Origin of the sequence: Pseudoalteromonas sp. Ld20, assembly GCF_045064175.1 — a bacterium.
Taxonomy (GTDB): Bacteria; Pseudomonadota; Gammaproteobacteria; order Enterobacterales; family Alteromonadaceae; genus Pseudoalteromonas; species Pseudoalteromonas neustonica.
Genome location: NZ_JBISHB010000036.1, coordinates 19,217 through 33,223, shown reverse-complemented (window position 1 = coordinate 33,223; position 14,007 = coordinate 19,217). Strand labels below are relative to the sequence as shown.

At 40.4% G+C, this 14,007-nt stretch carries 16 protein-coding genes; 10 read left to right on the top strand and 6 right to left on the bottom strand.

Annotated features, from left to right (window positions below; translation table 11 throughout):
• The first annotated feature begins 313 nt into the window (after nt 1-313).
• Nucleotides 314-481 carry a hypothetical protein gene (locus tag ACJJVX_RS12765; protein ID WP_167349706.1) on the top strand — a complete coding sequence of 56 codons (168 nt, stop codon included), beginning with the start codon at nt 314-316 and terminating at the stop codon, nt 479-481.
• Nucleotides 482-608: 127 nt separating this feature from the next.
• Nucleotides 609-1,466 (top strand): TIGR02285 family protein, encoded by an 858-nt coding sequence (locus tag ACJJVX_RS12760; protein WP_342883979.1) that lies wholly within the window; start codon nt 609-611, stop codon nt 1,464-1,466.
• A 49-nt stretch (nt 1,467-1,515) separates the two neighbouring features.
• Here ACJJVX_RS12760 and ACJJVX_RS12755 read toward each other — a convergent pair whose 3' ends face one another.
• From ACJJVX_RS12755 to ACJJVX_RS12735, 5 genes are all read right to left on the bottom strand, one after another.
• Nucleotides 1,516-2,094 carry a YceI family protein gene (locus ACJJVX_RS12755; protein WP_169328031.1) on the bottom strand — a complete coding sequence of 193 codons (579 nt, stop codon included), beginning with the start codon at nt 2,092-2,094 and terminating at the stop codon, nt 1,516-1,518.
• Between the two features lie 3 nt (nt 2,095-2,097).
• Entirely contained in the window at nt 2,098-2,652 is a 555-nt protein-coding gene (locus tag ACJJVX_RS12750) for a cytochrome b (protein ID WP_405631735.1), read from the bottom strand.
• Between the two features lie 151 nt (nt 2,653-2,803).
• The gene (locus ACJJVX_RS12745; protein WP_054455484.1) at nt 2,804-3,637 is read right to left on the bottom strand and encodes a ScpA family protein; all 834 of its coding nucleotides are present in this window, start codon (nt 3,635-3,637) and stop codon (nt 2,804-2,806) included.
• Nucleotides 3,638-3,651: 14 nt separating this feature from the next.
• Nucleotides 3,652-4,272 (bottom strand): L-threonylcarbamoyladenylate synthase, encoded by a 621-nt coding sequence (locus ACJJVX_RS12740; protein WP_054206263.1) that lies wholly within the window; start codon nt 4,270-4,272, stop codon nt 3,652-3,654.
• Entirely contained in the window at nt 4,265-5,122 is an 858-nt protein-coding gene (locus ACJJVX_RS12735) for an RNase RNM (protein WP_054206262.1), read from the bottom strand. Before ACJJVX_RS12735 ends, ACJJVX_RS12740 begins: the two co-directional genes overlap by 8 nt.
• Nucleotides 5,123-5,543: 421 nt before the next feature.
• Here ACJJVX_RS12735 and ACJJVX_RS12730 point away from each other — a divergent pair, with 421 nt between their 5' ends.
• The 6 genes from ACJJVX_RS12730 to trpA are packed head-to-tail and all read left to right on the top strand — an operon-like array spanning nt 5,544 to nt 12,183.
• On the top strand, nt 5,544-7,112 hold the full coding sequence (locus ACJJVX_RS12730) for an anthranilate synthase component 1 (RefSeq protein WP_054206261.1): 1,569 nt from the start codon (nt 5,544-5,546) through the stop codon (nt 7,110-7,112).
• 1 nt (nt 7,113) lies between these two features.
• Complete coding sequence (locus tag ACJJVX_RS12725; RefSeq protein WP_170174210.1) at nt 7,114-7,731, top strand: aminodeoxychorismate/anthranilate synthase component II; 618 nt, start codon at nt 7,114-7,116, stop codon at nt 7,729-7,731.
• A gap of 8 nt (nt 7,732-7,739) precedes the next feature.
• On the top strand, nt 7,740-8,810 hold the full coding sequence (gene trpD, locus ACJJVX_RS12720; protein ID WP_405631730.1) for an anthranilate phosphoribosyltransferase: 1,071 nt from the start codon (nt 7,740-7,742) through the stop codon (nt 8,808-8,810).
• A complete protein-coding gene (gene trpCF / locus ACJJVX_RS12715; RefSeq protein WP_170174211.1) occupies nt 8,803-10,167 on the top strand; it encodes a bifunctional indole-3-glycerol-phosphate synthase TrpC/phosphoribosylanthranilate isomerase TrpF in 1,365 nt (454 codons plus the stop codon). The genes trpD and trpCF overlap by 8 nt, the downstream gene beginning before the upstream one ends.
• A gap of 7 nt (nt 10,168-10,174) precedes the next feature.
• Entirely contained in the window at nt 10,175-11,359 is a 1,185-nt protein-coding gene (gene trpB / locus ACJJVX_RS12710) for a tryptophan synthase subunit beta (protein WP_054206284.1), read from the top strand.
• Nucleotides 11,356-12,183 carry a tryptophan synthase subunit alpha gene (trpA, locus tag ACJJVX_RS12705; protein WP_054206257.1) on the top strand — a complete coding sequence of 276 codons (828 nt, stop codon included), beginning with the start codon at nt 11,356-11,358 and terminating at the stop codon, nt 12,181-12,183. The genes trpB and trpA overlap by 4 nt, the downstream gene beginning before the upstream one ends.
• 53 nt (nt 12,184-12,236) lie before the next feature.
• On the opposite strand, the gene ACJJVX_RS12700 is transcribed toward trpA, so the two are convergent.
• The gene (locus ACJJVX_RS12700) at nt 12,237-12,506 is read right to left on the bottom strand and encodes an HU family DNA-binding protein (protein ID WP_054206256.1); all 270 of its coding nucleotides are present in this window, start codon (nt 12,504-12,506) and stop codon (nt 12,237-12,239) included.
• 197 nt (nt 12,507-12,703) lie between these two features.
• Here ACJJVX_RS12700 and ACJJVX_RS12695 point away from each other — a divergent pair, with 197 nt between their 5' ends.
• Nucleotides 12,704-13,291 carry an inner membrane-spanning protein YciB gene (locus ACJJVX_RS12695; RefSeq protein WP_054206255.1) on the top strand — a complete coding sequence of 196 codons (588 nt, stop codon included), beginning with the start codon at nt 12,704-12,706 and terminating at the stop codon, nt 13,289-13,291.
• Nucleotides 13,292-13,351: 60 nt separating this feature from the next.
• Nucleotides 13,352-13,993 (top strand): CPBP family intramembrane glutamic endopeptidase, encoded by a 642-nt coding sequence (locus ACJJVX_RS12690; RefSeq protein ID WP_054206254.1) that lies wholly within the window; start codon nt 13,352-13,354, stop codon nt 13,991-13,993.
• The last annotated feature ends 14 nt before the right edge of the window (nt 13,994-14,007 follow it).

The following is a 14,007-nucleotide window of genomic DNA, read 5'->3' as shown; positions in this document are numbered from 1 at the left end:
AAAACAACAAAAATGCTTGCCTAAACAAATTTACTGAGGTAAAGTTTCTTCTTGGTCCTAAAAAAGCCTCGCGGTTAACCTCTTTACCCTGATCCAGTAAGCCCCGCAAAACGTATATTTTAAAGCTAAGTTATTGTACGGCGAGAACCCCAAGTCAAACTACGACATATTTTTTAAATAGTCGCATAAATGTCATAAAGATCGTCAACACTATAATGAAGCTAAACACGAAACAGTCTATCTAATCATGTTTTAACTGCTAATATGAAATTAGCGACATAGAAAAGATAACAAGAAAAAAGTGAGTTTTATTATGTCTTATAATTACAATGGATCTATGATCCAAATCGCACATCCAGTGCAATCAATTTCAGTAAATAAACAACGTGTTATTTTTTCTGATACGCAAGGTTTAAAGAATGCCTTGTTTACAAAAGCAAGTGACGCACGTCAGTTTGTTAAATGGCTGAAATCCAATTAATTTATATTAAATTGTATTATTGCTATTGAATTACGCCAGCCTTTGCTGGCGTTTTGCTTTTTTCCAAGAAACTATTTAACTAACTGCTACACTTACTGATAGTAATCATTTTTTAGTGGTATAAATAATGACAGGTGTGTATCTAACTCTATTTTTATTTTTTTTATCTAGCACCACGGTACACGCTAAAACAATTGACTGGGTAGTCACCGACTTCGCCCCATATTATATTTTTAATGATCAATATGCGGGTACAGGGCGTGACGAAAGTGTTATCTCTTTACTTGAAGAGCAACTACCAAACTATACCTTTAAGCGAGTTATTTTACCTTCGAGCAGAACTGTTCGCGAAGTCTCGAACCCAAATCACACCTATTGTATGCTCTCGCTGTATCAAAGTGAGCATCGCCGTGAACATATAGCATTTAGTGAGCAAGCTTCCACTATTGGCTTATCACCTTCCATCGCTATCCATAAAGAACTCTTACACAGCCTAAAATTAGATCCTAACGCCCAAATTTCACTAAAAAAATTGTTAAGTGAATACAAACTCACCTTAGGCATATCAATGAGCCGTTCTTATGGAGAAACGATAGACGACGTAATAAATACTAATGCTGATGCATCTATCATTATTCGTCCGGGACGGGATACACTCGCAAGCTTAACTTATATGCTAAAAAAGAAACGCATAGATATATTGTTAGGCTATCCGAGTGAGCATTTTTATTTAGCTAAATCTATGGGCTTTGATGATGAGTTGATACAGCTACCACTAACCGAGGCGTCAGAACTCAGTTTTGGCTATATTGGCTGCACTAATACCGCACAAGGTAAGCAGCACATAAAAACTTTAAATAGCGCACTGGCAATCATAAAAGAACAGCCTAGTTATCACGAAGTATTAATACGTTGGTTACCTGATAATTTAAAGCCCTTACTTGAGCAACGTTTACAAGCAAACAAAAACGCCTCAACTAAGTGAGGCGTTTTTTCTAACTATTTGTCCGAATATTACTGCGCCTAAACTTTGCTTATTTACGTATGCCTTCAATAAATAAACCAATATCAACATGTGTTGATGCAGGCCCAAGATTATAATCAATACCAAAATCAGCTAATTTCAGGCTGGTTTCACCTTCAAAACCAACACGATAACCACCCCATGGATCTTTTCCTTCACCTATTTTATCTATTTCAAAAGTAATGCTTTTAGTGACGCCATGTAATGTAAAGTCACCCGTTACTTTTGCTTCATCGCCTTTAGCATCAAATACAATACTGGTGCTTTTAAAACTTGCTTGTGGAAACTTATCAACATTTAAGAAATCTTTTCCTCTTAAATGTTTGTCACGTTCTGCATGATTTGAATCGATACTTTTAGTATCAATATTTACCATGATCTGTGATGCATTTGGGTTAGCTGAATCATAATTAAAGCCACCATCAAATGTATTAAAACGACCATGTAACCAACTGTAACCTAAATGTTTAATTTTAAAGTTTACAAATGCATGAGCGCCTTGAGTGTCAATCACATAGTCTGCTGCGTGTGCAGTGCTTGCGCCAAATAATGTTGCTGCAACAGCAGCAGATAGTAGTAATTTTTTCATTTATTAATCATCCTTTAATGGTTTGATCATTCTAATTAAGGTTTTATCTTTATCGATAAAATGATGTTTTAATGCCCCAAGTGCATGTAACGTTACTAAGCCGATCAAACTACATGCCGCCCAGTAATGAACTTTACCTGCAATATCTGCCTGATTTTCTACCGATAAGTCAATTGCGGGAATACTAAATAACGTAAACACCTCAATCGCACGACCATCCGCAGTCGAAATCAAATACCCTGAAATAACAATACCAATCAATAACATGTAGATAAGTAAATGTGCAAAGTGCGCGACTTTATTCACTACTTTACTTGAACCTTCAACAGGTTTTGGCTGTGTGCTCATTACCCGCCACGCTAATCTAAATATCAATAATGCCGCAAGTGTGATCCCTATACTTTTATGTAAATCCATCGAACCACGATACCAGCTATCGTAATAAGTAAGCTCGACCATATATAAACCTAGGCCAAAAAGACCTATAACTATCAATGCCATCAGCCAATGCAAAACAATGGTAACTAAGCCATAACTCGAGTGAGTATTTTTAAACATAGAAAGACTCCCTAAACCAGTAATGCCAGAATAGCCCGTCCCTAACTAAAAGAAAATAGCGAATAACAAACAAGTTATGTGCATATATGCACATAACTTGTTACGGGTTTGCGAGTTAAAGCTTCACGACAATTACTTTGAGTGGGTGAAATTAGTTTTGTTCAACTAAGCCAATATATATTTGTGTGGTTGGATCGACTTGTAGGCAACTGATCAACCCTTCTTTAATTAGTTCTAACATCGCGATAAAACTCACTACCACCCCGCTGCGCCCTTCGTCAAAGGTGAATAAGTCAGTGAAAGGAAGCTGTGAACTGGCTTGTGATAGTTTTTGTAATATTAAGCTCATTCGTTCACGGGTTGATAGTGCTTCAGCTGTGATTTGATGGTGTTCCAGCGTTTTTGCTCGTGCCATCACATCGCTAAGGGCAAACAATAAATCCTTTAGATCTACATCAGGGAGTAACTGCGCTTGCTCATCTTGCTCTGGCACTAGCGCCTGTGCAATATAAATATCACGACCAACGCGTGGAATATCGTCAAGATTTTCTGCGGCTTGCTTAAATTGTTCGTACTCTTGTAATCGGCGTATTAGTTCAGCCCGAGGATCTTCCTCTTCTTCCAGTTCTTCATGTTTGGGCAATAATAAGCGCGATTTTATTTGCGCTAACAAGGCTGCCATTACTAAATACTCGCCTGCTAACTCAAGTTGAAACTCGGTCATCATTTCAACATAATGAACATACTGCTCTGTAATACTAAAAATAGACAATTCAAGAATATCGAGTTTATGTTTTTTAATTAGATACAGAAGTAAATCAAGCGGCCCTTCGAAGGTTTCTAAAATAACTTCAAGCGCATCAGGCGGAATATATAAGTCTTGCGGCGTATTCATTACTTCTTTGCCATGCAAAAAAGCCAGCGGCAGCTTTCGCTGCGCCAGCTCTTGTGTTTGAGCTACCTGTTCAGTGACACGCTCACTCATGGTGTTTAACAAGGTTATTCAAATGGAGTTGTATCACCGCAGCCAACACGTAGCACTTCAACTGTATCTTCTGAAAGATCAATCACTGTCGTTGCTTGTTCGGCTAAGTAACCGCCATGAATAATTAAATCAACCAAAGGGCCTATGCGATCGCGAATTTCATCTGGATCAGATTCTGTAAACTGCTCACCGGGTAATATTAATGAACACGACATCAATGGCTCGCCTAATTCAGCGAGTAACGCACAGGTAATTGGATGCTCTATTACACGAATACCAATGGTCTTTTTCTTGTCATTTAATAGCCGTTTAGGGACTTCTTTAGTTCCTTTGAATATAAATGTGTACGGCCCAGGAGTATTATTCTTAATTAGCCTGAACAATTGATTATCTACGCGAGCATAGGTCGAAAGCTCAGATAGATCGCGACACACTAATGTAAAATTGTGGTGTCTCTCAATGCCACGAATACGTTCAATACGCTCTTTGGCTTGTTTATTCCCTAAATTACAGCCTATTGCATAGCCTGAATCTGTCGGGTAAACCACTACCCCGCCTTTCTTAATTATATCGACTGCTTGATTAATTAATCGTGGTTGTGGATTATCTGGATGAATATGAAAAAAATCACTCATGTGTTACTCCTTCTTGCCCTTCCCAAGTTTGCCAAACGCCTTGGCAATCTTTTGGCAGATATAAGTTTTTTCCTAATTCTAGCCAACTAGTAGGAAAATGAAAATCAGACCCTTGCGAGCACAGTAAGCCGTATTCACGGCTCAATTCACCCAAGAACTGTCGCTCAGTGGGTGCTTGTTGTGGTTGTGCAACTTCCATTGCATCGCCACCAGCATCTTTAAACTGACTTAATAATTTGCGCAGCCACTTATTCGACATTTGATAACGCCCAGGATGGGCAACAACGGCGACGCCACCTGCGGCGTGAATTGCCGTAATCGCCGTTTTCATGTCACACCAATCACTTGGCACATACCCTGTTTTTGCACGACCAAGGTATTTTTTAAATACGCCTGGTATTGTGGTTGCAACACCACGCGTGATCAGCGCTCTTGCATAATGCGCGCGGGTTATCTGTGCATCACCAGCAAGCTCCTGCGCTTGTTCATAAATGCCATCAAAGCCATTTTTTTCTAAGCGCCGGCCAATTTCTATTGCTCTAGCAGCACGCTTTTGTTGCTGTATAGTGAGTAAACTGGTCAATGCTTCTTCATTGATATCTACATTTAATGCCACAATATGGATCTCAAAACTTTCCCACTTGGTGGAAATTTCAACACCTGTGATCAAGGTTAATGGCAGAGACTCGTTTTTTATATAGGCTTGAGCGGGTTTCACCGCAGCGATAGTGTCATGATCCGTAATCGCAAACACATCTATATTTTTTTCAACTGCACGCAATAATAACTGCTCAACACTTAGTTGCCCGTCAGAATGCGTAGTGTGGCTGTGTAAATCGTATTTTATCAAAAGAGAAGACTGCTCATATTAAATGTGCCAAAGTTGTTATTAAGTATAACAAAAAATTTTAATAAATTGTTTTTAATAAATACTTGACATTAACGCCGTTGATACGGTTTACTGTAGCCACTTGAGACACATTAAGAACAAAAACAATGACCAATTCAATCCAAAACACTATCTGGTGGTGGCACTCGTAAATTATCGGGTGACGAATTGTCGTGTCTAACACATTCAAACCCGCTTATTGCGGGTTTTTTTATATTTAAATTTTAGGGTAACAAACATGAATAACGTAGCAACTCTTACACATCATTGGTGGTGGCGCCTGGTATAGCGGGACGGTAATGGTCTATCTAAAACATAGATATCGTTATTCAAACCCCGCATAGCATAGCTTGCGGGGTTTATTTTTTTGAGGGAATGAGGTTTGATTTTTAGTCATATAACAACAACGCCAGGTGAAGTTACCAGCATCACCCAAGTGCGAGAGTACATCCATAGCCCATTAGCTCTTTACGGGCTGCTTGATAAAGACAACTCATTGTTATTAGAGTCAGCCGAAATTGATTCTAAAGACAGTGTTAAGAGTTTAATTTTAGTCGATTGTGCGCTTAAAATTATCTGCGCGGGTAAAACAGTTACGGTAACAGCGCAATCTAATAATGGTCAGCAATTGTTGCCTTATTTACAAAGTAAGTTAGAAAATTGCCACACTCAACTAAGCGAACAAACCCTGACTATTGAGTATAAGGGCTGTGATAGCGACATTGATGAAGCCACTAAGCTTATCGCCGATAACGCATTTAGTGCTCTACGCTGCTGTATAAATAATATTAACAGCACCACTAACAATCCTTTTTCGCTATTCTTAGGCGGTGTATTTGCCTACGATATGGTGGCCAACTTTGAACAACTAAGTGATGTTCCTGATGGCGATAACAGCTGCCCTGATTATGTATTTTATTTAGCCGAAACCCTTGTCATTATTGATCATCAAGCTAAAACAACGGAGCTCATTGGAAATGTGTTTAACGGCCCTGATGTTCATGCTAATTGCTTTGAGGTAGGAAAGAAGCTTGAACGCTTAAATACATTATGCGACCAAGCTGATAATTTTAGTGCAACACAAACAATGGGCGCCAGTGATGTAACTGTTGATATCAGCGACGAAGTTTACTGCCAACAGGTCAAAAGTTTGAAAAAACACATTGTTGATGGTGACATCTTTCAAGTTGTTCCATCGCGCACTTTTTCACTGCCATGTGCAAACTCGCTACATGCTTACAGCCAACTAAAAAAACAAAACCCAAGCCCGTATATGTTTTACATGCGCGATAGTGAATTTGCTTTGTTTGGTGCATCTCCGGAGTCAGCTTTAAAGTTTTGTGCACAGTCACAACAAGTTGAAGTGTATCCAATTGCAGGCACCCGCCCCAGAGGTAAGTTTGCCAATGGTCAAATTAATCCTGATTTAGATAGCCGTATTGAGCTTGAGCTACGTAATGATCAAAAAGAACGTGCTGAACATTTGATGCTGGTCGATTTAGCACGTAACGACGTAGCCCGTATTAGCGTACCCGGTACTCGTCATGCCAAAGAACTATTAAAAGTAGACCGCTATTCTCAAGTCATGCATTTAGTGTCTCGCGTTGTGGGGACTTTAAAACCTGACCTTGATGCCTTGCATGCTTATCAAGCCTGTATGAATATGGGTACACTTGTTGGCGCACCTAAAGTCAGTGCCGCAGAGCTAGTACGTCAAACTGAAGGTAAACGTCGAGGAAGTTACGGTGGCGCGGTAGGTTACCTTACTGGTGATGGGGCAATGGATAGCTGTATTGTTATTCGCTCAGCCTTTGTAAAAAATAACATAGCCTACGTTCAAGCAGGTGCTGGTGTGGTACATGACTCTGACCCGCAATCTGAAGCAAACGAGACTCGCGCTAAAGCACAAGCAGTTATCACAGCGATTCAATCGACGTATCAAGGACACTAAAATGAGCGTAACTAACACTAAACTAACGGATGTAAAAATCTACTTTTTAGATAACTTTGATTCATTTAGTTATAACTTAGTCGACGAACTTTCTATGTTAGGCAGCGATTTAGTGGTATATCGTAACAACATAGATGCACAGGTTATTTTTGAAAAAATGTGCAACGAAACTAAGCCGGTCATTTTAGTGCTATCACCCGGTCCAGGTACGCCTTCAGCCGCAGGCTGTTTAATGGCATTGATTGAACTATGTAAAGGACACTTCCCCATGCTGGGGATTTGTCTTGGCCAACAAGCATTGACACAAAGTTATGGCGGGGTTATTGGCCATGCTGGCGAAACCGTACATGGTAAGTCGTCAATCATTGAACTTGGTGAACACCCTGTTTTTACAGGCATGGGCAAGCGTATGCCTGTGGCACGATATCATTCACTTATGGCAACGCAGGTACCTGATAGTGTAAAAGTAATTGCTAACTATGAAGCAATTCCAATGGCAATCTATCATGCGCAAGATCATGCTTTGGGTTATCAATTTCATCCTGAGTCTATTTTGACGCCAAATGGCGCCGCGCTACTTCAACAAAGTATGCAATTTTTAGCTAACGCAAAGCAGTAGAGGACTTTATGTCAGTAAATCAACAATCAGCCACGCACAACACAAGTGCCCTCATTGATGTGTTACTTACACAAACATCATTAAGCTTTAGCCAAAGCCAACAGTTATTTGATGCGATAATGCAAGGTAAAGTAAATAATATTGCGCTCTCAGCATTATTAGTCGCATTGAAACTCAAAGGTGAAGTAAGTGACGAAATTGCAGGCGCAGCTGCTTCCATGCGTGCTAATGCCGTTCCTTTTAATACAAAATTAGCAATGTTAGCTGACAGTTGCGGCACTGGCGGCGATGGCTCAAACACCATTAATATTAGTACTACCGCAGCCATTGTTGCAGCCGCCTGCGGGATTAATATGGTCAAACACGGTAACCGCAGTGTATCGAGTAACTCAGGCTCCGCCGATTTACTCAAAGCGCTGGGTATTAATATTGATATGACACCAGATCAAGCCGTTGCGTGTTTAGAACAAACTGGGTTTACCTTTTTGTTTGCGCCGCATTACCACAGTGGCGTACGCCATGCGATGGAAGTACGGACAACGTTAAAAACCCGTACTATTTTTAATATTTTAGGGCCTTTAGCAAACCCCGCAGCACCTGAAGTGCAATTGCTCGGTGTATACGACGAAAACTTATGCTTAGCGATGGCGAAAACACTAAAAACCCTCGGTACAAAGCGCGCTATGGTAGTTCATGGTTCCGGCACCGATGAAATCGCCTTGCATGGTAAAACGACCGTTGTAGAGCTTAATAATGGAGAACTTCGCCAGTACACACTCAGCCCTGCTGATTTTGGTCTTGCAAACTATTCACTTGAACAACTCGCCGGTGAAGGTCCAGAATATAACGCCAATGCCAGTCGCGCCATTTTAGCAGGCACAGGGACGGATGCGCATAATGCAGCAATTATCGTCAATGTTGCCGCACTGTTGTATCTCACTGGTAAAGTCGAAAACTTTAAAGCAGGCGCACAACACGTCGTTGAGGTTTTAAAAAGTGGTCGCGCCTTAAACACATTAAACACTATTGTAGAGCAAAGCCATAAAGCCGTAACAAACTCAGAGGTAACCAATGGCTAACGTATTAGACAAAATCGTCGCAGATAAGAAAATAGAGCTGGCTGAGCGTAAAGCAAAGCGCCCCCTTGAGAGCTTTAAAGCACAAGCAGTACCAACAAATCGTGATTTTTATAAAGCCTTAGCAGCACCTGGTACACAGTTTATTTTAGAGTGTAAAAAAGCTTCTCCTTCGAAGGGCCTGATTAGAGAGCCATTTGACTTAGCTGAAATTACAAATGTTTATAAAAACTACGCCACCTGTATTAGTGTATTAACAGATGAAAAATACTTTCAAGGAAGTTTTGATTACCTAGAGTTTGTACGCAGCCAAGTTGAACAGCCACTGATCTGTAAAGACTTCTTTATTGATGAATACCAAGTTTACATGGCTCGAATTTATGGTGGCGATGCAATATTGTTAATGTTATCAGTGCTTGATGATAAACAGTATCAACTATTGGCAAGCGTAGCGCGCAGCTTAAACATGGCTATTTTGACTGAAGTGAGCAATGAAGAAGAAGTAGTGCGTGCATTAGCTCTTGATGCACAGATCATCGGTATTAATAACCGTGATTTACGTGATTTAAGTACTGATTTAGCTACAACCGAAAGACTGCGTACACTTATTCCTAATGACAAAGTCGTGATCTCTGAATCTGGTATCTATACCCATCAAGATGTAAAACGCTTAGCACCTTTGTGTAATGGCTTTTTAATTGGCAGTTCATTGATGGCTGAACGTGATTTAGAACGCGCGTGTCGTCGTGTAATTTTAGGTGAAAACAAAGTCTGTGGTTTAACTCGCAGTGAAGATGCCATTAATGCTTATAAAAGTGGTGCGGTATTTGGTGGATTAATTTTTGCGCCTAAATCACCGCGTTATGTTGACCTTGATTGCGCCTTACAAATAACTCAAAGCGCCCCGCTCGCTTATGTGGGTGTATTTGTAAATGAAAGCATTACAAATGTCGCTGAGCATGCAACAAGCTTAAAGCTATCTGCAGTGCAATTACACGGCCAAGAAGACAATGATTACATAAATACACTGCGCCCTTTACTGCCGCGTGGCTGTCAAATTTGGAAAGCTCAAGCAATTAAAGATAGCTTGCCTGAACCTATTAGTGGCGTTGATCGTCACCTATACGATACCCACAGTGATACACAAGCTGGCGGTACAGGTAAAACATTTGACTGGGCAATTTTAAAAGATGTAAAACAGCCGTTTATGCTCGCAGGTGGTTTAAATGCAGACAATATTCAAGGCGCTTTATACCAAGGTGCTCATGGCCTAGATTTAAACTCTGGGGTTGAGCAAAGCGCAGGCAAAAAATGCCAACAAAAATTAAATGATGCGTTTATCAGCATCCGCAAATATTGAGGTTAATATGAATAATCCAGCTTACTTTGGCGAATTTGGCGGCATGTTTGTCCCAGAATTGCTTGTTCCAGCGCTAAAACAACTAGAAAATGAGTTCAATAAATCACAAACAGATCCAGCTTTTCAAGTTGAACTTGAAAAGTTACTTAATGAATATGCCGGTCGCCCTACACCGCTTACATTAACCCGTAACTTAATTAAAAACCCAAAAGTAAAACTATACTTAAAACGTGAAGACTTACTCCATGGTGGCGCGCATAAAACCAACCAAGTATTAGGTCAAGCATTATTAACAAAGCGCATGGGCAAAAAAGAAGTTATTGCTGAAACGGGTGCCGGACAACACGGGGTAGCCACAGCACTTGCATGCGCACTACTGGGTTTAAAGTGCCGTATTTACATGGGCGCAAAAGACGTTGAACGTCAGCAACCTAATGTATTCAGAATGAAACTAATGGGCGCAGAAGTTATTCCTGTAACCGCAGGCTCTGGCACACTTAAAGATGCTGTAAATGAAGCGCTGCGTGACTGGTCAGCAAATTATAAAGAAGCACACTATTTACTGGGCACAGCCGCAGGCCCTCACCCATTCCCAACCATTGTCCGTGAGTTTCAAAAGGTAATTGGTGAAGAAGCAAAAGAACAAATATTAAAAGCAGAAGGTCGTTTGCCTGATGCTGTACTAGCCTGTGTTGGTGGTGGCTCTAACGCCATTGGTATGTTTACTGACTTTATTGACGAACCTAGTGTTAAATTAATCGGGGTCGAGCCTGCGGGTAAAGGCCTTGATACTCACGAACATGGCGCAACAATTTGCAAAGGCACCAAAGGTATTTTACACGGTACATATACTTATATTATGCAAAACGATGATGGCCAGATAGAGGAATCATACTCTGTTTCAGCAGGTCTTGATTACCCTGCAGTGGGCCCACAACATGCATTTTTACATGAAACTGGCCGGGCTCAGTATGTGGGTATTACAGATACAGAAGCACTTGAAGCATTTCAGCTACTGGCTAAAAATGAAGGGATTATTCCTGCGCTAGAATCAAGCCATGCGCTTGCTTACGCACTCAAGTATGCGGAGCAGCTAACTGAGGAGTCCATTTTAGTGGTCAATTTAAGTGGCCGTGGTGATAAAGACTTAGCACATGTTATGGATGTACTTTCAAAAGGAGAAAACGCATGAGCCAAACTGACCAAAAAACCGACCGCTACGGCAAAATGTTTGCAGCATTAAGCGAGCAAAATCAAGGCTCATTTGTCCCATTTGTGACTATAGGTGACCCAAATAAAGAGCTTAGTGTTGAAATAATTAAAAGTTTAATTGATGGTGGCGCAGATGCGCTTGAATTAGGGATCCCATTTTCAGACCCTATTGCTGATGGCCCGGTTATTCAAGCGGCAAACATTCGCGCCCTTGATGTACACATTAACACGCAAGATTGTTTTGATATCATTAAGCAAGTGCGCCAATACAATGCAGATATTCCAATTGGCTTACTGTTATATTCAAACTTGGTGTTTAAACGGGGCCTAGAAGCTTTTTATAAAGATGCCAAAGCGGTCGGTGTTGATTCAATTTTAGTGGCTGACGTACCACTTCACGAATCTAAAATGTTTCGACAAGCTGCAATGAGTAATAACATTGACCCAATTTTTATCGCCACACCAAATGCGCCTGATGACACACTACGTCAATGTGCATCTTATGGCCGCGGTTATACCTATTTGCTTTCACGTGCTGGTGTGACAGGTACTGAGACCAAAGCACAAATGCCAGCGAACTCTATTGTTACTAAACTAAAAGAGTATCACAGTGCACCAGCATTACTCGGTTTTGGTATTTCAACGCCGGAAGATGTAAAGGCAGCCTTGGCTGCTGGCGCTGCTGGCGCTATTTCAGGCTCTGCGGTGGTTAAAATTATTGAAACAAACCTTGATAACCCGCAAGCTATGTTAAGTGGTTTAAAAGAGTTTGTAGCTACGATGAAAGCGGCTACAGTACGTTAAAACACCATTCATTAAAAAAGGGCCTGAATAGGCCCTTTTTATTTAACAATGCCTCAAAGGTTATCTTTTAGCGCTTTGGCGGGCTTAAAAACCGGCTTGTTAGCGCCTTCAATTTCAATCACTGCGCCCGTTTGCGGATTACGCCCTGCTCTTGCCGGATAATAACTTAACGCAAACGTACCTAAACCATTAACTTGCACTTGATCGCCTTCTGATAATGACTTAGTTATAGCCGCTAACATACTCTCTAAAGCTGCTTTAGAGTCTTTTTTAGTTAATTCACTGTGTGCTGACATGGCACTGATAAGTTCTGCTTTATTCATAAAATGCTCCTAAAGACGCCGCTAAACCTAACTAGGTTCACGGATTTTGGTAATGGTCGAATACAAAGCCAAGCAGGCTAAGGGTTAGTTACCCCTAAGTCAACCTTGTAAAGAACACAATAAGTTGATACAACCACTGCAATTATTTTGGTGTTATACAAGTTTTATCAAATTGGTATTAAAATTACGGGCATTCTATGCATGCAATAATTGAATTCATTCCGCTTATTTTATTTTTTGTGGTCTTTAAATTGACTGATATCTACTGGGCAACAGCCCTATTAATGGCTGCCACATTGATTCAGGTGACTTACTCTTATTTTAAAACAGGTAATGTCCCTGTACGCCAATGGCTATTTTTTGCCATTGCCATCATTTTGGGCACGCTGACACTGGTTTTTCATGATGAACAGTTTGTTAAATTTAAAGCGACCATTATTTATGCGGTAATTTCTTTAAGCTTACTCATCAGCCGCTACTTTTTTGGCAAAAACTTAGTCAAGAAAGCACTGAGTTCAGTTTTGCAAACAGCATTTGAATCAGAGCAAGAGGTTGCCGTACCAGAGTCTCTCTGGGATAAACTCAACATGTTATGGATGGCCATTACTGCCGGAATATCAGCATTAAACATTTACATTGCCTATAACTTCTCACTCGATTTTTGGGTTAACTTCAAAGTATTTGGTTTAATGGGGATTACTTTTATCAGTATTTTTACCACTATGATCATATTGTATAAATACTTACCTGATGAAGATGACGAAGTCGATAGTAAACACCTTTAACGTCATAAATCTGTCGTCTTTACTTGTTAGCCTAGGATACAAAATCACGCTGAGACGACCTTGAACGCCAATCAATACCGCTGGTTTGAATTTACACTTATATTTATTTGCTTGCCTTTAATTGGGTTTTATCTGCGTGCTTATTTAGCAAACTGGCTGATCCCCGCACTTATTATATTAATGAGTGTATGCGGCATGCTCTTACTTGGTGATCCTCACTTTAAACGCTTTAGGATTACCAGCCTTGGCCAATTTTCGGCTGTTAAACGTCGGTTGTTTAGTTTCTTTTTTATAGGTGCTCTATTTTCTGGCGTATTCTACGGAATAATTAATCAAGGAAATTGGTTTGTTATGCCACGAAACTCACTTCAAGACTGGTTAATGTTACTCATTCTTTATCCTGTTTTGTCTGTGATGCCACAAGAATTAATATTTAGAACCTACTTTTTTCATCGATATAAGCGCATTATGCCAAACAAAACGGTGCGAATTCTCGTCAGTGCCACGGTATTTGCATTAGCGCATATTGTTTATGCTAATTGGGTGGCTGTAATACTCGCATTTATTGGCGGTTTATTATTTGCGTTCACCTATGCACAAAGCCGTTCGACGTTTGTGTGTGTAATTGAGCATAGCTTGTGGGGCTTGTGGATGTTTACATTGGGGATAGGACAATATTTAGATTCTGCAATAGTGCCTTAAACAAAAGCCGCGCT